This window comes from Periweissella beninensis, assembly GCF_016908275.1.
GTDB lineage: Bacteria > Bacillota > Bacilli > Lactobacillales > Lactobacillaceae > Periweissella > Periweissella beninensis.
In genome coordinates this window covers 123,315-141,615 of record NZ_JAFBDN010000002.1, presented here as the reverse complement: position 1 = coordinate 141,615, position 18,301 = coordinate 123,315, and the positions used below count along the sequence as shown (strand labels likewise).

Here is an 18,301-nt window from a genome sequence, read left to right as displayed (position 1 = left end):
TTAATTTTCCACTCCTTTTTCCATTTCAACTAAATCAGGTAGTGCGGTATAAACTTTCAGTAACTCAACTTTTTGTTCATCCCCTGTCTCTAGTTTCTTTAAATTAATTTGTTGTTTTTCTAATTCATCTGGTCCCAATGTCAATACAAAACGTGCATGTAAACGATCAGCTGCTTTAAATTGCCCCTTTGGTTTCCGATCAAGATAGTCACGTTCTGCCGAGTAACCATATGACCGAATTGCTTGAACTAGTTTTAGTGCTTCAATATCCGTTTCTTCACCAATATTTACAACATAAAAATCAATTGGCTCTGCTTCAGGTAATGGTGCTTGGACGCTTTCTAATAACAACATTAAGCGTTCAAGGCCAATTGCAAAACCAATTCCTGATGTTTTAGGCCCACCTAAGGCTTCAACTAAGCCATTATATCGTCCTCCACCAGAAATAGTTGTCCAACCACGTCCCAACTCTTGCATATTGGTCATGATTTCAAAGATAGTATGATTATAATAATCCAGCCCTCGAACCATTGAGCTATCGATTTCATAATCGAGACCCAATGCATCTAAATATGCTTGTAATTTTTCCCATCGCGTTTTAGCATCCGGTGTTAAATAAGCTAAAATAGATGGAGCATTAGCTACAAGCGCTTGATCTTTTTCATCCTTTGAATCAAGCACTCGCAATGGATTTTTATATAAACGTATTTGAGAATCAGAACTTAATTCTGTCAAATGTGGTTCTAAGTAATCAATTAGTGCTTGCCGATAATTAGCACGACTAGTTGCATCCCCTAGACTGTTAATTGCCACCTTTAAGTCAGTTAGACCAAGCATTTGAAAAAAGTCAACAGCCATAGCAATTACTTCAGCATCAAGAGCTGGTGACTCACTTCCAAAAGCTTCAACCCCTATTTGATGAAATTGACGCATCCGTCCTGCTTGTGGCCGTTCATAACGAAACATTGGCCCAATATAAAACGCTTTATACGGTTTAACCTCTTCTGGTGCGTATAACTTATTTTCAACGTAAGCACGGACCACCCCAGCAGTTCCTTCAGGTCGGAGTGCAATATGGCGATTACCTTTATCATAAAAATCATACATTTCTTTAGTCACAACATCTGATGTATCACCAGCAGACCGTGAAAAAATTTCATAATTTTCAAAAAGTGGCGTTCTTATTTCATGATATTGATAATCTGAAAATAATAAGCGGGCTGTTTCCTCAACATAATGCCACTTTAAGCTATCACTTGGTAATAAATCTGCGGTTCCTTTAGGTTTTTGAAACGCTTTTTTCCCCATCGTATTCAACTTCCTTTTAATTTAATCTAACAAATAAAAAAACGCCAATATTAGTAAAAAATACTAATAAGGGCGCTCATAGCACGGTACCACCTTAATTGGTTCTTGACCCTTAACGCGGGAGACGCAATCGATTGACTGAACCTCAAAAGTGTCTTCAAGTATGCCTTAGATTGACTTTCAGCAAACATCAACTCTCTAAACTAAGGAAGCTACTATACTAATCTTTTTTCATTGGTTATTTGTATTATTCAATATAGCTTTTTTAAGACTAGTTTGCAAGCTTAAATTTAATAATTAATGTCCCTTTTTATATTCATCATCATCATCAGTCTTCAAGACTGCCATAAAAGCTTCTTGTGGTACATCAACTGTTCCTACTGATTTCATACGTGCTTTACCGCGTTTTTGCTTATCTAATAACTTAGCACGGCGATCAGGATCACCAGTATGAATCTTAGCCGTAACATCTTTTCGATAGGCTTTAATGTTTGTTCGCGCAATAATTTTTGCTCCAATTGCAGCTTGAACTGGTATTTCAAAATTTTGTCTAGGAATAATTTTTTTCAATTTACCAGTAATAATACGACCTCTTTCTGCTGAAAAATCACGATGAACAATAAAGCTAAGTGCATCAATTTTTTGTGAATTTAGTAAAATGTCAATTGTTACTAGATCACTCTGACGATAGCCTGCTGGTTCATAATCAAGCGATGCATAGCCACGAGTACTTGATTTTAAACGATCAAAGAAATCAAAAATAATTTCAGATAAAGGCATATAGTATTTAACATTAACCCGTGATTCATCAAGGTAGTCCATTGTATCAAATTCACCACGCTTGCGTTGTGCTAGTTCCATAATTGTACCAACATAATCATTAGGAACCATGATATTAGCATGGACATACGGTTCTTCAATGTATCGAATCTCACTAACAGGTGGCATTTCAGCAGGATTAGATACCTCAACTATCTCACCGTCAGTTCGCATTACATGATACGTTACGGACGGCGAAGTTGTGATTAAGTCTAAATCAAATTCTCTTTCAAGCCGTTCTTGAATAACATCCATATGTAATAAACCCAAAAACCCAGTCCGAAAACCAAAGCCAAGTGCTTGTGATGTTTCTGGTTCAAATTCTAATGCAGCATCATTTAATTGTAATTTTTCTAGTGCCTCTCGTAAATCAGCAAACTTGGCATTATCAGTTGGATATAAACCAGAATAAACCATCGGGGTCATTTGTCGATAGCCTTCAAGTGGCTCTGCTGCTTGGTTTTTAACTAATGTAATTGTATCTCCAGATTGGGTACTTTTAATATCTTTAATTGACGCAGTAATATAGCCAACATCCCCTGCTCCCAAAAACTCACGTGCAACCGGTTTAGGAGAATTAACCCCAACTTCTGTTACTTCATATTCAGCACCGGAGTGCATCATTTTAATTTTATCACCAACTCGCACAACCCCTTCACGAACACGTACCGTCAAAACAACACCACGATATGGATCATATGATGAATCAAAAATCAAAGCCTTCAATGGTGCATCTAAATTACCGGTTGGTGCCGGAACATTTTTAACGATTTGCTCAAGTAATTCTTTAATTCCGATTCCTTGCTTAGCAGATGCTAATACAGCTTCCGAAGCATCAATTCCAATCACATCTTCAATTTCTTCCCGAACTTTTTCTGGTTCGGCTGCGGGAAGATCAATCTTATTAATTAATGGTACAATTTCTAAATCATTATCAATCGCTAAATAGACATTTGATAACGTTTGAGCTTCCACACCTTGTGCGGCATCGACAACTAACACTGCGCCTTCTGCAGCCGCCAATGAACGAGAAACTTCATATTGAAAATCAACATGCCCTGGAGTATCAATTAAATGAAAAATATAAGTTTCACCATCATCTGCTTGATAATGTAACTCTACTGCATTCATTTTGATGGTAATACCCCGTTCCCGTTCCAAGTCCATTGAATCCAAGAGTTGATCTTGCATCTCGCGGGCAGTAACTGTATCCGTCAATTCTAAAATTCGATCAGCAATTGTTGATTTCCCATGATCAATATGTGCAACAATACTAAAATTCCGAATATTTTTTTGGCGTTCTCGCATTTCTTCCAAATCCATTTCGAGTCCGTCCTTTCTATTTCTCCGTAAAAAATCTTAACAGATTGTTTTATATTCCAATTATCTATTTTACCAGTATCTATACAAAAAAAGAACTAGTAGTTATTCTAGTTCTTAAAAAGAATATTATTGAATTGATTTAATTGGATGTTTCAAAGATTTTGGTCTAAAAATTAAAATGTACATTACTAAATTAATAATCACAATTAAACTAAACCAACTAGCCATTTGCATAATTTCATTAGCCATTCCATTACTTACAACTGATGGAATCGCCCCAAAGCCGATACTAAAAGATGTATAACATAGCGTAGTCCACCATAAAGGCCACCGTAATTTTGCCTGCATCACAAACTGACCGTCATGTTCACCACTAAAATTTTTAAATAGGTGTACTTCAACAATCAACAACACCATAATAATGCTAATTATTACTATTAATGATAAAGGCCCACTAAATAAATCATCAGGTTTAATTTTTTCTAAATGAGACATGGTAATAGCATTATAAATATTAGTCAATGCTAATGGTGTCGTTGAAACCAATGATACTAATAAACCCAATAATAAAACAAAACTCCAAATTGGGGCCCCAATAATTGTTGATGTTATAAAAATCAAAGCTAGCAACAATAAAAATACAATTAACTCAATTAATACTTCACCTAAATTTAAGCCGAGTGACCAATTTAAATATTGATCAGGAATAAATAAGTTGATGAGTGCATAGTATAATCCTTCGCTAACTATTACTGTTAATATTGGTAACAATCCTAACATTATATATTTACCAAAAATAATGTTTAATCGTGTATTTTTTGATCCTAGTAAAAAAGCATTAAAATGTCTTGTTATATCTGACATCAATAAGAAAAATACTGCAAATAAGGACAGTCCAATACTAATTTGTAATGTATCAGCCGGCTCGCTACGTGTTGTATTTTCATTAAGATAACCAACTTGATTGACATCGTGCTTATTAGAAAACCAAAATTGACTACGCTGCTTAATAAATTGTTGATATGTTGGTTGTTTCTTCTTATTTTCTAGAGTATATTTGGTAGCATCTTTAGCATAACTTTGTTTAAATTTTTGAGATTTCATAAAAGTATTTGCATTATTCCATTCATCAATACTTGAAGATGCTTCTAAAATACTCAGGCCACATACTAATACTACTAATATTAGTAAAATTGATCGATATCGCTGCCATAATATGCTTAATAATTGCATAATCTCTCCTATTTTTCCAAAATATAGTCCGATTCATTAACCAATGTTGTTCTAAATAAATCTTCTAACGTTAGTGGCAATTCTTCAAATAATAATGGACCACTGATTGCTATTTGTTCATCAATTTCTTTAGAGTAATTATTAAATATAACTACATAAACACGGCCACGCTTTTCAACAATTGTGCCATATTTTTCAATAAAGCTTGGAAATTCATCTTTAAAAACTAATTGAATCTTGCGTGTATTCACTCGCATATCTTCTAATTCATAACGTGACTTAACCTCAGCATCAGCAATAATAATTGCTTGATCGATTAAACTATCTAATTCAGCTAAATTATGGGATGAAATTAGTAAAGCTGTTTCTTGTAATTGAATCAATTGAATTAATAAGCGTTTAACATTTTCCTTTACCAAAATATCTAACCCATCAAACGGTTCGTCTAAAATGATAAATTCTGCTTTACTAGCAATCGCTAATAAGACATTAAAAAGGCCCTGCATTCCCTTAGAATAACTTCGATACCGTGTATTTAAAGGTAAATTATGCTTTTGGAGATTGTTAATAAATTCATTAATATTTAATTTATCGTATATTTTTTGATAATATTTAGCTATTTGTATCGGCAGTAAATCGTTAATGAAGCTATTCTGTTGATCAAAAAAGAATAATGATTGCTTTAACTCAATATGCTTGTCCAAATCTGTATTATCAATTAAAACTTGGCCTTGATCAGCAAGGTATTGACCAATTATCGTACGAAAAAGTGTTGTTTTACCCACACCATTCCGACCAATAATTCCTAGTACTTGTCCAGTACTTACTTTAAAATTGATATTTTTTAATACCGTTTTACCATTAATTATCTTATCCAGGTTATTAATCTTTAACTCCACTATTATCACCTCCATACCACTCGTTAATCAAATTAATCAACTCGTTCTTTGTTAAGCCTAGATACATCCCTTCAGTCATCAATTCTTTAAATTGGGTTTTAAATTTTTTTAATTGTCGGGCATCAATTTGACGAGTTTCACTATGAGTCGCCACGAAGGTTCCTCTTCCCATTACAGTCTGAATTACCTCTTGTGATTCTAAGACTTTATATGCTTTTGCAACAGTATTCGGATTAACTAATTGACGTTGTGCCATTTCTCGCACAGATGGTAGTTTATCACCTGGCTGTAAGATACCTAATAAGATGTCTTGCTTAATTCCAAACATTAATTGTTCATAAAGGGGTTTTCCACTTGTTGGATTAATATTCACATATGCCACCTCGTAATCTACGTATATTATATGTACTACTATACATAGTACAAACAAAGATGTAAAGCGGTTCTGTTACAAAGTTTCCTAAGCAACTCACTCTTAGAATAAAGTGATAGCTTGGTGAAATTACTATGTTTATCGAACATCTTACTATATTGTTTTTTGTCATTATTTCTCCTAAATTCCTGTCAATTGAAGTTACTTCAATTCGACGGAGCGATACACTAATTAAAAATTAAAATTTAGAATTAGTTGCTTAATAAATTAATTTAATTATTTAAGTCTGTCAGTGCCCTTTGACAAAGAGCAAAAAAACCGAAAAGAGGTCAATCTCTTCGGCTTTTTAGTTTGTAGTAGAAAAAAATATGATTAAAGAGTTCTGCTTAATCTATCGTAAGACATTAACTAAGTAGTAAGCTCATTTATTTTTAAAATTTGTAACAGGATAGAATGTTAAGTTTAAACAAAGCCACCTGTGGTATCTGCTAAGTCAATTGGTTTACGACGTGTAACTACTTGTTCTTGATTAACAAATGTCATTAACCCTTCTTCTCCAAGCTCACGACCATAGCCGGAATTTTTCACGCCACCAAATTGTAATTCAGGTAATGTGCCACCATAACTATTAACATACACTGCCCCAGTTTCTATTTTAGTAGCTACTTCTGTTCCATGATCAGGATCGCCAGCAAAAACCACTCCTCCTAAACCAAAATTAGAATCATTAGCTAATTCGATCGCTTCAGCTTCATCCTTAACCTTAAACACTTGTCCAACTGGTCCAAAGAATTCCTCATAAAACATTGGATTATCTTTAGTAACATTGGTTAAAATAATTGGATTAAAATGTGCAGTTTCTAGGTTAGTGTCAACTTCACCAAAGGCTAGCGTAGCTCCACCATCAAGAGCTTTTTGAACCTGTTTAACCAAAATATTCTTAGCCTTAACTGAGCTCAATGGCGCAAGTTTTGTTGCTGGATCCATTGGATCACCAACTTTTACGCCATCAAACTTAGCCGTCAACATTTCGACAACCTTGTTATAGTTCTTTTCAGTAACAATAAAACGTTTCGATGAAGTACATACTTGACCAGCATTATATAGACGTGCTTGACCGATAATTTTATCAAGCTCTTCAAGATTTGCATCATCAAGCACGATAAAGGCATCACTACCACCAAGTTCAAGCGAACTCTTTTTAATATTTCGCCCAGCCTCTTCAGCAAGTGCTCGACCCCCAACTTCTGATCCCGTAAAGGCAAGTCCTTGGACACGCATGTCAGCAAGAATATCAGCAATTTGATCATGTGAAATAAACAAATTTTTAAAAGTACCTGTTGGCGCACCAACAGCTTCTAGTGCTTTTTCAAATGCAACAGCGGCACCTGGCGTATTGCGCGCATGTTTAAGTAAAACTGGGTTCCCTACCATATAGTTAGGAGCGAATACCCGAACAACCTGATAATAAGGGAAATTCCAAGGTTCTACTGACATAATTACACCAGTTGGACGCGAAATAATCTGTGCTTCACCCATAACTGACTTAACAGTGCGTGGTTGTAAAACGCGTTCAGCATTATCGGCATAGTATCTTGCAATCATGGCTGTTAATGCGACTTCCCCCTTAGCTTCAACAATGCGTTTTCCCATTTCCTTTGTTAAAACTTCTGCTAATTCTTGTTCGTGTGCTTCAAAATAATCTGCAAGCTTGTACAAAATATCTGCGCGGCTACTTACTGGATCATTACGCCATTTTTTGTAAAGAGCGTGTGCTGAAGCAATTGCTACTTCAACTTCTTCATCAGTTGTATCCGTGTAGGTATGCAATACTTCATTATTGTAAGGATTAATAGATGCATATGCCATAAAATAAACCTCTTTTCTAATTATAAAGATATAGCAACCTTCGCTATATCCATTATTATACACTTTTTGTAAGCGTTTTCTGATAAATATCAAAAGTTTTTATTCACATTGATTGATTGTTACAATAACAAATTCACAAAGTTTAGGAATGTTTTATAGAAGTTATTTTATATGACGATGATTAGTAAGTAAGCCACTTGTGATAATTAGTACTTTTTTCATAGTTTGTGCAAAATAAAATAATTAAGAAATTCTTAAATCAGTATTTAAGATTTCGAATCTACCGGTATTTCAGTTTTAACGCACTTATTTTTAGTCATACTGCCGTAAAAAAGCAGAAATTTTTGCTAAACCTGTTTTTAAGGTTACTAAGTCTGTACAGTATCCTAAACGAACATGTCCAGGTAAATCAAATGCTTCACCAGGAACAAGTAAAACGCCAGTTTCCTCTAATAGTTTTTGGCAAAATTCTTGAGTTGAAATTGGCAGCTTAATTTTTGGAAATGAGGTTGATATACCATTTGGTAAAACAGCACTAACACGTGGTTCTTGATTCAACCATTCTTGGTAAACTGCTAAATTTGTCAGGACTATTTTTTTATTTCTCGCTAAAATTGCTGCTTTATGTTCTAAAACATGTACAGCCATAATATCATTAAAGACCCCTGCACAAATCATTGTGTAATCTCGATATTTACGTAGCTTATTAATAATCTTGGTACTGCTAACTAGCCATCCGACTCGAATACCGGGCATTGAATATGTCTTTGACAACGAATTGGTTGCAATACCTTTATCATATAAATCTACAATTGAAGCCACTTGAACTTGATCAGCAAAAGGTTGATAAACTTCGTCGACTAAAACATAGGCATCTACTGTTTTAGCAATTTCCACAACTTTTTTAAGAAATGCTACATTTAATACAGTACCTGTTGGATTATTAGCATTATTTAAACAAATCATTTTTGTATTTGGATTGACAAGTTGTTTTAATTCATCTAAATGCGGATACCAAGCTTGTTTTTCATTAATATGCCAATATTTTACTTTTGCTCCAAAAGATTTAGGAATATCATATAACTGTTGATAAGAGGGATACTCTGCAATAACTTCATCCCCCGGTTCCAGTAAACCATATAACGCTAAATGATTGCCACCAGTTGCCCCGTTAGTTTGTAATACATTATCAACAGCTGCTCGTTTATATAACTTAGCGACCTCTTGTTTAAATTCCGGTGAACCCTCAATCCAACCATAATCAAAACGCATGGTTGCTAATTTTGCCTGTAACTGGTTACTATCTGGTATCAGCTCGCTTAATTCACGATTGTCTAATGCGGCAATTGTACTTTGTGCTAAATCATATTTTGCCATTTTTTCCCACTTATTTAACCACTCTTCAACACCAAAGGCTGCAATTTTCATTATAAACTCCCTTTACTTTTCATTAATTTTAGGATGTCATCATGTGAGTAGTGCCCAATGCCATCAAATTCCATTCTACTCATTGGTACTTTTTGCATATCAATATTCGCATATATGATTCCTGCTTGATGCCACAATGGTTCAACAACATAATGACCATAAGGATCAATAATACAACTTCCACCTATACACACATCTTCATCTATTTTTTTAAATCATTCTTCGTTACTAAATCTTGCGAGTAATCACTTTTTTTAAAAAATAGATTAGCATTAACAACATAACAATGTCCTTCTATAGCAATATGCTTAACTGTATCCTGCCATTCTGAATTATCATTTGTGTTCGGCGCTAAATATATAGTGAATCCCTTTTTGTATAACGCAACTCTCGCTAAGGGTATATAATTTTCCCAACAGATTAACCCACCAATTGGCCCCCAAGGTGATTCAGCAACTGGAAAAAAGCCCTTATTTCCATCTCCCCAAATTAATCTTTCAGAACCAGTCGGCTTTAATTTTCGATGAACTTTCATTATTCCTGAAGGTTTAAAAATTATATTTGTATTGTACAAGGTGCCGTTAATTGTCACGTTCTGAAACTCCTAAACTAATGTATACTTTATTTATTTTTGCTAATTTACTAATTTCATCAGTTTCATGTCCCGGAATTAAAATCGAATTATCATAATATCTTTTCCAATCGACACGCCCTTTTTCTGTCCGTTCACCAATACTAAAACCAAAATTCATACCATATGGGTAGCCTGGGACAAATAATTCTGGAAAAACAATTAACTCAGCCTGTGCCATAATTGCCTTTTGGACTAATTTTTTAACTTGTAACAATCCGGCTTTTTTATCAAATAGTTTTGGGGTATCTTGAATGACTGCTATTTTTAAATTATTCTTAATGTCCTGCATACGTCAGCTCCTATTCTAATCTACTTTTAATTTTAATTTTAATTATATAATACTATCAACTGTGCAACTAATCATTAAGTAAATTAGCACAAATAAAAAAAGTCCTAGACCTTGGTATAATTACCATTCCGTCTGGACTCTTTTTATCTAGCTATCTAACTTTTAAATATCTTGCTAAAACACTAATTAAACCAATACTTTGACTTGGAAACGCAAAAATAACACTTTGTAAATCTGTTGCTGTCATTTTTTGACTAATTATTAGTGCTAAGATATTAATTAACTCGGGCGCTTCATCACCAAAAACAGTTGCACCCACTAATAATTGTTCTTTATCAAAAATAAAGTTAACTTCTGCTTGATCTTCATTTTTAGTTGAAAATAAGAACATTTTACCATATGGTACTGTTTGAACAGTATATTCATCACTAACTTGCGCAACGTCCAATGCAACTCCCACTTGCGAAATTCGTGGCAACGTAAATAGGGTTTGCGCGATTGCTGGGTATCCAATTGGTCGCTTATTCATACCTAAAAATAATTGTGCTAGGTAATTAGATTCAAAAGTAGCAGTTGGTGTTAACTTAGGAATTGCGTTACTAACAACATCGCCACTAGCATAAATATTTGCAACAGTTGTTTGTAAAAATTCATTAACTACAATCCCGTGATTATTGGTTTGTACACCTATTTTAGCTAGCCCCATATTTTCAATATTAGGAATACGCCCAACAGCATTCAAAATATAATTAGTTTCAACCTTATTGTTATCACTTAAGTTAAGTGTCAAATGATCATCATTTATCTTCAACACATCAACAACTTCTGCATTAAAAATAAACTCAACCCCTGCATCAATTAATGATTGCTTAATTTTTGCAACATATTTCTGTGGATACTCTTTTAAAATATGTTCAGAACGATTGATGATGGTAACTTTAGCTCCTGCCATACTAGCTAAAGAAGCAAACTCCATACTTACGATTCCAGTACCTAAGAAAGTAATATGTGCTGGCATATTTGGCATATCAAGAAAATCACGACTATCATGTATATACTCACTGCCTGGAATATCTAGCGTTCGTGGCCGTAACCCAGTGCCTAATACGATTTTATCGGCCGTAAATGATTGATCCTTCACAGTAATCGTATGAGCATTAATGAACTGTGCGTGACCATTAATCAAATCAATTCCTGCTTGCTTGAACATACCTTCTAGTTCTAAATGACGATGATCAATATTAGCGTGTTTATAAGCCATCAACGCTGGCCAATCAATTTTAGTATTACCTACAAGACCATTATTTTCATAACTCTTAATCTGATGTAATACATCAGCTGGTCCATCTAGTAAAATTTTAGCATTACAGCCATAGTTAGTACATGTTCCACCAATTGTGTCTTTTTCAAAGATAGCAATCTTTAAACCTGCTTGACGTAAAGTCATGGCAGCATGCCAATTAGCATGCCCTCCACCGATAAACGCAACATCATAATTATAATTTGTCATAATAACCTTCTTTATAAATATTATTTCCTAAATTATATCGTATACGATTTATTTTTACCAGAATAAATAAGCAAAAATCATTTTATAATTAATTTTAATTTTTTTGGTACTTAAGCTTTATAAGACTAATTATTAAACTAGCAATTCCAATCCCTGTCACACCTCCACCCAACATAGGTTGGTCAAGAACTAAACTTAGTAACAATCCGCTTATTATCAAAGCACTACTAATAATTGTAAATTTATTTACTTGCAAACGTTGTTTTTGCAATTTACTTGCAATTTTATAGTTTATAAAACTGGCTTCGATTAAGGTAAAAGCATTTAAACAACCAAATCCAATTATAATTAACATACTAATTTGATCAATTCTCAATATTTTAGATATTTGCAAGCTAATTATTAGCAAAAAAATAATGTCACTTATTAGAAGTAAACAAATCATTGGTTTAATACTTCTAAATACGATTTGTTTTTCGACATGATTAACCATCTGATTATCTTCTTTAAGTAAAATATCTAATGAAATTGCATAATAATCACTTAATTTTATTAAATTGTCTATATCTGGATATGTTTTACCAGTTTCCCAATTAGAGATAGTTTGTCTAGTAATAAAAAATGCTTTTGCAACTTCTTCTTGAGTTACCTTTTTATCAGTTCGAGCCTTTTTTAATCTTTCACCAAATTGCATAACAGCTTCTCCTTTTTTTAATAATTTTGCCAATATTACCAATTTAGTGCAAGCAATGATTTCTTGCACAGCCAAGTTGAACAGCTTTATGATTGATAGCATTGTAGCCAATTATCTAAGATTAACCAGATACTAAAAAGCGGTGGTACTTAATACCCACCGCAAATAATATTTGTGCTCACCTAATCTTTTACAGTTTGAAACTTAATTTTAATACCATTAGGATCGCTTAACCATATCGTCCCAACTGTTTCTTTTTCAAAAATCGTTTTTTGTTCTACTAAGTGTTGCTCAATTCGCTCTAATTCATTTGAACTTGTTACAAAGAAAGTGTAGTAATCTAGCCCTAAATCATTTTCAGCCATTGCTGGTAAATTACGACCATTCCAAACATTGGATCCAATATGATGATGATACTTGCCAGTTGCAAAAAACTTAGCATGTTGACCAAAATTATTTTTTAATGATAACCCTAAAACTTCAGTATAAAATTTTTCAGTTATCTGTAAATTAGCAACTTTTAAATGCACATGACCAACATCCGACTGATTTGGAAAACCTTGCCAATTACCATTGGCCGCATCTACAACGCCTTGTGCGTCCATTTCAATGATAATACCTACAATTTCTCCGTCTTCACGAATATCCCAGTCGGTCATTGGTTTATCACGGTATACTTCAATGCCATTGCCTTCAGGATCTGTTAAATAAATTGCTTCACTATAGCCATGATCACTTGCTCCAATAATCGGTGCTTTAGTTTGTAAATAGTGAATCAAAGCATTACCCAAATCTTTTCGAGTAGGCATCCTAAATGCGACATGAAATAACCCAGTTTTTCGTGTTAGTGGTAATGGATTATCAATTTCACGTAAAATCAGTAATGGTGTTTTATTAATGCCTAAACTTGCCACTTTTTCTTCACGTTTTAAAAGATGTAAGCCAATAACATCTTGATAAAATACTATTTGCTTTGATAAATCAGCAACTTTTAAGGCTACGGTTCCGGTGTGGGTACTAGCTGCTAATCGAAATTCTGGATTAATTACTGTCATTTTTTTCTCCTCATTTAAGCTACTTAATATGTATTAAATTTTAGTCATCTACAATCGCATTAACATGAATTGTATGACCACTTGGATATTCTTTGTACTGCAAAGTACGCACATGGCTACCTAGATTTTTAGCAATTGCTTGCCCAACCTTTGGCTCAAATAATGGATCAATTAGTCCTTGTGATACAAAAACGTCAGTCTTTGTTTTAGTCGTTAATTTTTGACCACTCTCTGCAATAAACGTTGGCATGCGTCCACTAAACAACCATACTTTAGTTAAAAAGTCTGCATATAAATTAATTAGACCAGTGCCAATAATTGCTCCTTGACTAAAGCCAATCAAGTAAATTGGTTGTTGTTGTAAATTATTATCCGCAATAATCTTCGTAATAGTTGCGTATATTTTATCAATAACTAGTCGAATAATACTTTCTTCGGAATATTTAGTAAAATCTGGTATAAAGAAGGCATATCCTGCACCAAATGATAAATCTCCTTGTAAATGAATACTAACGGCATTACCAATAATTGCTGGTACTAACGTATTTAAATCATCATAATTTGAACCCATACCATGAATTGTTATTACAACTGGGGTCGTTATATTGATACTACTAGGTATGTCTATTTTATATTCATACATGTGCGGTTGACTCCTTTATATTTAACTTATTATTAATTAGTTAAATTATACTGTCTTACTTTTAATAAGTAAAATCCTTTAAAAAATAAAAAAAGAATTCCAATTAGAATTCTTTTTTTACAATAATTTAATCTATCAGATCTTCAAAAGACTTAATCCTTGTGGAGGTTGGTATTTCCCACAAAATTATTCTAACATTATATGAAAGCGTTTTCAATGTATATCTAAAATTTATTTTAATGGTACATCGACCGCCCATCCTGTTGGCCCTTGTTCTTCACCAAATTGAATCCCCGTTAATCGATCATACAATTTCTGTGTATATGGTCCAACTTCACTTTCTGAAAAGAAAACATGCTTATTACCATTATGAGTAATTGAGCCTACGGGACTAATTACTGCAGCTGTTCCCATTGCCCCAGCTTCTTGAAATTGATCAAGATCATTTATGTTAATCACCGTTTCCTCTGCTTCTAATCCCAACTCTTTTGCTAGCTCAAGTAATGAGTACTTTGTAACTGATGGTAAAATTGACGGTGATTTTGGTGTTAAAAATCGTCCATCTTTGGTAATACCAAAAAAGTTTGCGGATCCTAACTCCTCAATTGACTCATGGAGACGGGGATCCAAATAAACGACATCTGAATATCCTGCTTTATGTGCTTGATCCCCTGGAAGCATTGATGCAGCATAATTCCCACCAACTTTGGCTTGTCCTGTACCACCATGAGCTGCGCGATCATACATACTAGTTACATAAGCAGTCGGTGTTAACCCACCTTTGTAATACGCCCCAACTGGGGTTGCATACACTGTAAATACATACTCATCTGCTGGATGCACACCTACTACTGCTCCTTGACCAACCATAAATGGCCGCAAGTATAACGTCGCACCTGTTCCATAGGGTGGTACAAATTCTTCATTAGCCGCAACTACTTGTTTTAACGCAGCGATAAATTGTTCTTCTGGAAGCTCAGGCATCATCAACCGACTAGCTGACCGATTGAACCGTGCGGCATTCCGATCTGGTCTAAATAAGTTAACACCACCATCTTTTCGACGATAAGCTTTTAATCCTTCAAATATTTGTTGACCATAATGTAGACTACTTGCCGCTTCATGCATTGGAATTGTTGCTTCAGTTTCTAGGCCACCAACACTCCATTGTCCATTTTTATAATATGCCCGATAACGATATGGCAAATCATGATACTCAAAACCTAAGTTATTCCAATCAAAATCTGTAGCTTTTGCTTTTTCAGTCATAATAATTATTCCCTTTCTACTGTAAACATAAATATTTAATAATTAAATCTCTTCTAAATATAAATCTTTTTCCATCGTTTTGCCACCTAATTTTAATAATTGGTAATAAAAAAATGATAAAACAACTGGCAATATGATCCCAAACACAACTAGTAACATGAAACTATGTGCATTATTTGACCACAACCAAAGCGGAGCAATTAGTGAATTAAGACCTAAACCAGCAATTGCGAATGGTACTTTAAAATCAAAACCGACAACAGCTACGACTGCCATTAGCATCGCAATAAGAACTGGCCCAAGCGCTAAAATAGGTCGTTTTAATAAATTTGGAAATTGAACTTTGGGTGTAACTAAGGTTTGCGCAATATTTGCCCCTAAATTATTTTGCCGAAATGACATTGCGGTAAATGCAACAAATCCTACAGTAGTAGCAATTAAGGCTGCACCTGCTGACATTGGATCTAGTTGTACGGCAATCGCTAATGCAGCTGATGAAGCTGGTGTCATTAAAAAAATGAACCATGTGGCTGCAACAACAGCTGATCCTAAGACTGGATTAACTGTCATTGTTTTAGCAAGTGTTTCACTAACTGCATTTAGCGCAGGTGTTGTAATAGCAGCTAACCCCAATCCGGCAACCGATCCTAAAAGACTTACAGCAAATGGAACTAATACCATATCTAATGGCGTTTTACCAGTTAACCACTTTCCGATTAGTGCTGCTAGGACACCAGCCAAAACAGCTGATACAGGTTGTCCAACTGTTAAAATTGCAGACCCAGCGGCTTGTGTACTAACCCAACCAGTTGCTGTAAAAGCATTATTTGCAGTACTTGTAGTAAAATATACTGCGTTAGCACCTACCGTTGACGCAATCATTGTTGCTCCGGTTACTAATGTAGTTGTTTTGAGCATTGTGGCAATTGACATACCTAAAGCTGGTGCTAGAAGCCTTTGTGCTAATGTTCCTGCTTGTGCTAAAGCTGGCCAATGGAAGGTTGTGCCTAACATATTTAAAAGTAAACCCATTCCTAAAACAACTAAAATTGTATTTGAAACACCTTGTGATACTAGATAGACCCACTCTTTAACCGATACTTTTTTATTTAGTTGATCAGTTGCATTAACTAATACTGTGGTTGATTGCTTGGTTTTCACTGCCGTTTGCATAATAATTACCTCTTTTTCTGATTTCAAAGTCTGAATATAAAATAAAAACCCGTATTAATTAGAAGTTACTCTAACTAATACGGGTTCACGATTGAAACAATTACGTACTAGTCAGCCTTTTACTTAGTAAATGGCTGACAAAATAATTCGCAGCCGCTAATTAATAATAATCACCGTGCGAATAATAATAGCTGATTTAGTTGTACGCATCGTTTCTTTCATAAATTTTTCCTCATTTCTTTGTTGTCCATTATTATGCCTTATAATAAATTTTTCGTCAAGCTTTAAAATTAAAAAAATATAATTTTTTAATAATTTCCCCATATCTTTTGTGCAACTGTTTTAACTAATTCGATTTTTGCCCATTGATCATCCTCAGTTAAAATATTTCCTTCCTCAGTAGAAGCAAAACCGCACTGGGTACTAAGACACAAGTACTCAAGTGGCACATACCTACTTGCCTCGTGAACCCGTTCAATAAGTTCATTTTGATCCTCTAACTCACCATTTTTTGAGGTGACTAATCCTAATACGACATATTTTCCTTGTGTTACTTTAGCCAATGGTTCAAATCCACCTGCACGATTAGAATCGTATTCTAAAAAGTAAGCATTAACGTTTTCTTGGTCAAATAATGGTGTTGCTACTGATTCATAACCACCTGCAGAAGCCCAGTGTGAATGATAATTACCTCGGCAAACATGTGTATTAACAACTAAATCATCAGGTTTCCCAACCAATGCTAAATTATTAACACGTACATAAACTGCTTTGCTTTTTTCAAGTGTTTCCTCATCAATTGCATTATTCAAATTAGCATTGTGTAAACCAGCTAACATTCCCCAAGTACAGTCATCAAATTGAATAGTACGACAACCTGCATCATATAAATCACTAATAACCTGTCGATAGCTAGTTGCAATCGCTTGAATTAACGCTTCTTCGTTATTATAAAACTTTTGGACATCTGCTTGATTCTCTGGTCGTTGTAGCTCAGCTAAAAATTGAGCCGGAGCAGGAATTGTTTGCTTAACATTTGTACCCTGACTAACGTGCTCATTTGCAAATTTAAAATCAGCAACAAATGGATGATTAGTTCCAGAGATAAGCCCACTTAAAGTTGCAGTTTCAGCACGAGTTATTTCACCTTCAAATTCATAGCCTTTACTTGAAGCTACTTTCTTAACGCCATTTAATCCCCAAAAGAAATCTAAATGCCACCAACTACGTCTAAATTCACCATCAGTAACAGATTTTAACCCGTGTTTTTCTTGTTTGGCTAGTAAATCAATAATAGCCTGATCTTCAACTACCCGTAAACTTGTTGCATCAATTTCATTATCAATAAATTTTTGTCGTGCTTCTTTTAATTCACTTGGTCGTAAAAAACTACCAACAATGTCAAAACGATATGGTGCTTTTGTTAACTCTTTAAATGCGACTGTCATATGATTACCTACTTTCCTAAATAAAAAATTAAACAAAAAGTCCCATACTTACTAAAATTAATTAGTAAGTATGGGACGACATTAACCGTGTTACCACCCAAATTTATGATTTCTAAAGAAACCATCTCAACCATAATCTATCAATTATGTAGCAAAGTAACGCTTGCTAAACGATTGGCTAGCTTGCACCAACCAATGGCTCTGAGTTCATCTTCAACTAATCATTCTTATCTACCCTTACACCAACAGTAGTCGCTTAAAAAATACTAAATTAGCTTACTCTTCTCATCATTGCCTTCGTTAATTAGTATAGTAAGCCAAAATATTAAAATAG

General features: G+C 34.2%; 17 protein-coding genes and 1 other annotated feature. All 17 genes read right to left on the bottom strand.

What is annotated here, in order from left to right:
- Entirely contained in the window at nucleotides 1-1,308 is a 1,308-nt protein-coding gene (gene hisS, locus JOC59_RS01460; RefSeq protein ID WP_205143018.1) for a histidine--tRNA ligase, read from the bottom strand.
- A gap of 297 nt (nucleotides 1,309-1,605) precedes the next feature.
- Nucleotides 1,606-3,450, bottom strand: coding sequence for a translation elongation factor 4 (lepA, locus tag JOC59_RS01455; RefSeq protein ID WP_205143017.1), 1,845 nt, complete (start codon nucleotides 3,448-3,450; stop codon nucleotides 1,606-1,608).
- A 126-nt stretch (nucleotides 3,451-3,576) separates the two neighbouring features.
- Complete coding sequence (locus JOC59_RS01450) at nucleotides 3,577-4,683, bottom strand: hypothetical protein (RefSeq protein WP_205143016.1); 1,107 nt, start codon at nucleotides 4,681-4,683, stop codon at nucleotides 3,577-3,579.
- Between the two features lie 8 nt (nucleotides 4,684-4,691).
- The gene (locus JOC59_RS01445) at nucleotides 4,692-5,582 is read right to left on the bottom strand and encodes an ATP-binding cassette domain-containing protein (protein WP_205143015.1); all 891 of its coding nucleotides are present in this window, start codon (nucleotides 5,580-5,582) and stop codon (nucleotides 4,692-4,694) included.
- Nucleotides 5,566-5,955: a GntR family transcriptional regulator gene (locus JOC59_RS01440; RefSeq protein WP_250966286.1), complete on the bottom strand. Its 390-nt coding sequence runs from the start codon at nucleotides 5,953-5,955 to the stop codon at nucleotides 5,566-5,568. The genes JOC59_RS01445 and JOC59_RS01440 overlap by 17 nt, the downstream gene beginning before the upstream one ends.
- A gap of 462 nt (nucleotides 5,956-6,417) precedes the next feature.
- Nucleotides 6,418-7,824 (bottom strand): NAD-dependent succinate-semialdehyde dehydrogenase, encoded by a 1,407-nt coding sequence (locus JOC59_RS01435; RefSeq protein ID WP_205143014.1) that lies wholly within the window; start codon nucleotides 7,822-7,824, stop codon nucleotides 6,418-6,420.
- A gap of 312 nt (nucleotides 7,825-8,136) precedes the next feature.
- Nucleotides 8,137-9,252, bottom strand: a complete 1,116-nt coding sequence (locus JOC59_RS01430) for an aminotransferase (protein ID WP_205143013.1) — start codon at nucleotides 9,250-9,252, stop codon at nucleotides 8,137-8,139.
- Nucleotides 9,252-9,446: a nitrilase-related carbon-nitrogen hydrolase gene (locus tag JOC59_RS09425; protein ID WP_205143012.1), complete on the bottom strand. Its 195-nt coding sequence runs from the start codon at nucleotides 9,444-9,446 to the stop codon at nucleotides 9,252-9,254. Before JOC59_RS09425 ends, JOC59_RS01430 begins: the two co-directional genes overlap by 1 nt.
- An 8-nt stretch (nucleotides 9,447-9,454) precedes the next feature.
- On the bottom strand, nucleotides 9,455-9,844 hold the full coding sequence (locus tag JOC59_RS09420) for a nitrilase-related carbon-nitrogen hydrolase (RefSeq protein WP_205143011.1): 390 nt from the start codon (nucleotides 9,842-9,844) through the stop codon (nucleotides 9,455-9,457).
- Nucleotides 9,834-10,175, bottom strand: coding sequence for a nitrilase-related carbon-nitrogen hydrolase (locus tag JOC59_RS09415; RefSeq protein ID WP_205143010.1), 342 nt, complete (start codon nucleotides 10,173-10,175; stop codon nucleotides 9,834-9,836). The genes JOC59_RS09420 and JOC59_RS09415 overlap by 11 nt, the downstream gene beginning before the upstream one ends.
- A 151-nt stretch (nucleotides 10,176-10,326) precedes the next feature.
- Complete coding sequence (locus tag JOC59_RS01410) at nucleotides 10,327-11,685, bottom strand: dihydrolipoyl dehydrogenase family protein (protein ID WP_205143009.1); 1,359 nt, start codon at nucleotides 11,683-11,685, stop codon at nucleotides 10,327-10,329.
- 94 nt (nucleotides 11,686-11,779) lie between these two features.
- Nucleotides 11,780-12,448: a helix-turn-helix domain-containing protein gene (locus JOC59_RS01405; protein WP_338090186.1), complete on the bottom strand. Its 669-nt coding sequence runs from the start codon at nucleotides 12,446-12,448 to the stop codon at nucleotides 11,780-11,782.
- Nucleotides 12,449-12,561: 113 nt separating this feature from the next.
- On the bottom strand, nucleotides 12,562-13,434 hold the full coding sequence (locus JOC59_RS01400; protein ID WP_205143008.1) for a VOC family protein: 873 nt from the start codon (nucleotides 13,432-13,434) through the stop codon (nucleotides 12,562-12,564).
- 40 nt (nucleotides 13,435-13,474) lie between these two features.
- Nucleotides 13,475-14,077, bottom strand: coding sequence for an alpha/beta hydrolase (locus JOC59_RS01395; protein ID WP_205143007.1), 603 nt, complete (start codon nucleotides 14,075-14,077; stop codon nucleotides 13,475-13,477).
- A gap of 231 nt (nucleotides 14,078-14,308) precedes the next feature.
- On the bottom strand, nucleotides 14,309-15,346 hold the full coding sequence (locus JOC59_RS01390; protein WP_205143006.1) for a branched-chain amino acid aminotransferase: 1,038 nt from the start codon (nucleotides 15,344-15,346) through the stop codon (nucleotides 14,309-14,311).
- 42 nt (nucleotides 15,347-15,388) lie between these two features.
- A complete protein-coding gene (locus tag JOC59_RS01385; protein WP_205143005.1) occupies nucleotides 15,389-16,519 on the bottom strand; it encodes a PTS sugar transporter subunit IIC in 1,131 nt (376 codons plus the stop codon).
- Between the two features lie 308 nt (nucleotides 16,520-16,827).
- Nucleotides 16,828-17,967 (bottom strand): 5-methyltetrahydropteroyltriglutamate--homocysteine S-methyltransferase, encoded by a 1,140-nt coding sequence (locus JOC59_RS01380; protein ID WP_205143004.1) that lies wholly within the window; start codon nucleotides 17,965-17,967, stop codon nucleotides 16,828-16,830.
- Between the two features lie 68 nt (nucleotides 17,968-18,035).
- Nucleotides 18,036-18,268, bottom strand: a binding site (T-box leader).
- Nucleotides 18,269-18,301: the final 33 nt, after the last annotated feature.

Coding starts and splice junctions, on each gene's coding strand:
- hisS (WP_205143018.1), bottom strand. CDS start 1,308: ATGGGGAAAAAAGCGTTTCAAAAACCTAAAGGAACCGCAGATTTATTA.
- lepA (WP_205143017.1), bottom strand. CDS start 3,450: ATGGATTTGGAAGAAATGCGAGAACGCCAAAAAAATATTCGGAATTTT.
- JOC59_RS01450 (WP_205143016.1), bottom strand. CDS start 4,683: ATGCAATTATTAAGCATATTATGGCAGCGATATCGATCAATTTTACTA.
- JOC59_RS01435 (WP_205143014.1), bottom strand. CDS start 7,824: ATGGCATATGCATCTATTAATCCTTACAATAATGAAGTATTGCATACC.
- JOC59_RS01430 (WP_205143013.1), bottom strand. CDS start 9,252: ATGAAAATTGCAGCCTTTGGTGTTGAAGAGTGGTTAAATAAGTGGGAA.
- JOC59_RS09415 (WP_205143010.1), bottom strand. CDS start 10,175: ATGCAGGACATTAAGAATAATTTAAAAATAGCAGTCATTCAAGATACC.
- JOC59_RS01410 (WP_205143009.1), bottom strand. CDS start 11,685: ATGACAAATTATAATTATGATGTTGCGTTTATCGGTGGAGGGCATGCT.
- JOC59_RS01400 (WP_205143008.1), bottom strand. CDS start 13,434: ATGACAGTAATTAATCCAGAATTTCGATTAGCAGCTAGTACCCACACC.
- JOC59_RS01395 (WP_205143007.1), bottom strand. CDS start 14,077: ATGTATGAATATAAAATAGACATACCTAGTAGTATCAATATAACGACC.
- JOC59_RS01390 (WP_205143006.1), bottom strand. CDS start 15,346: ATGACTGAAAAAGCAAAAGCTACAGATTTTGATTGGAATAACTTAGGT.
- JOC59_RS01385 (WP_205143005.1), bottom strand. CDS start 16,519: ATGCAAACGGCAGTGAAAACCAAGCAATCAACCACAGTATTAGTTAAT.
- JOC59_RS01380 (WP_205143004.1), bottom strand. CDS start 17,967: ATGACAGTCGCATTTAAAGAGTTAACAAAAGCACCATATCGTTTTGAC.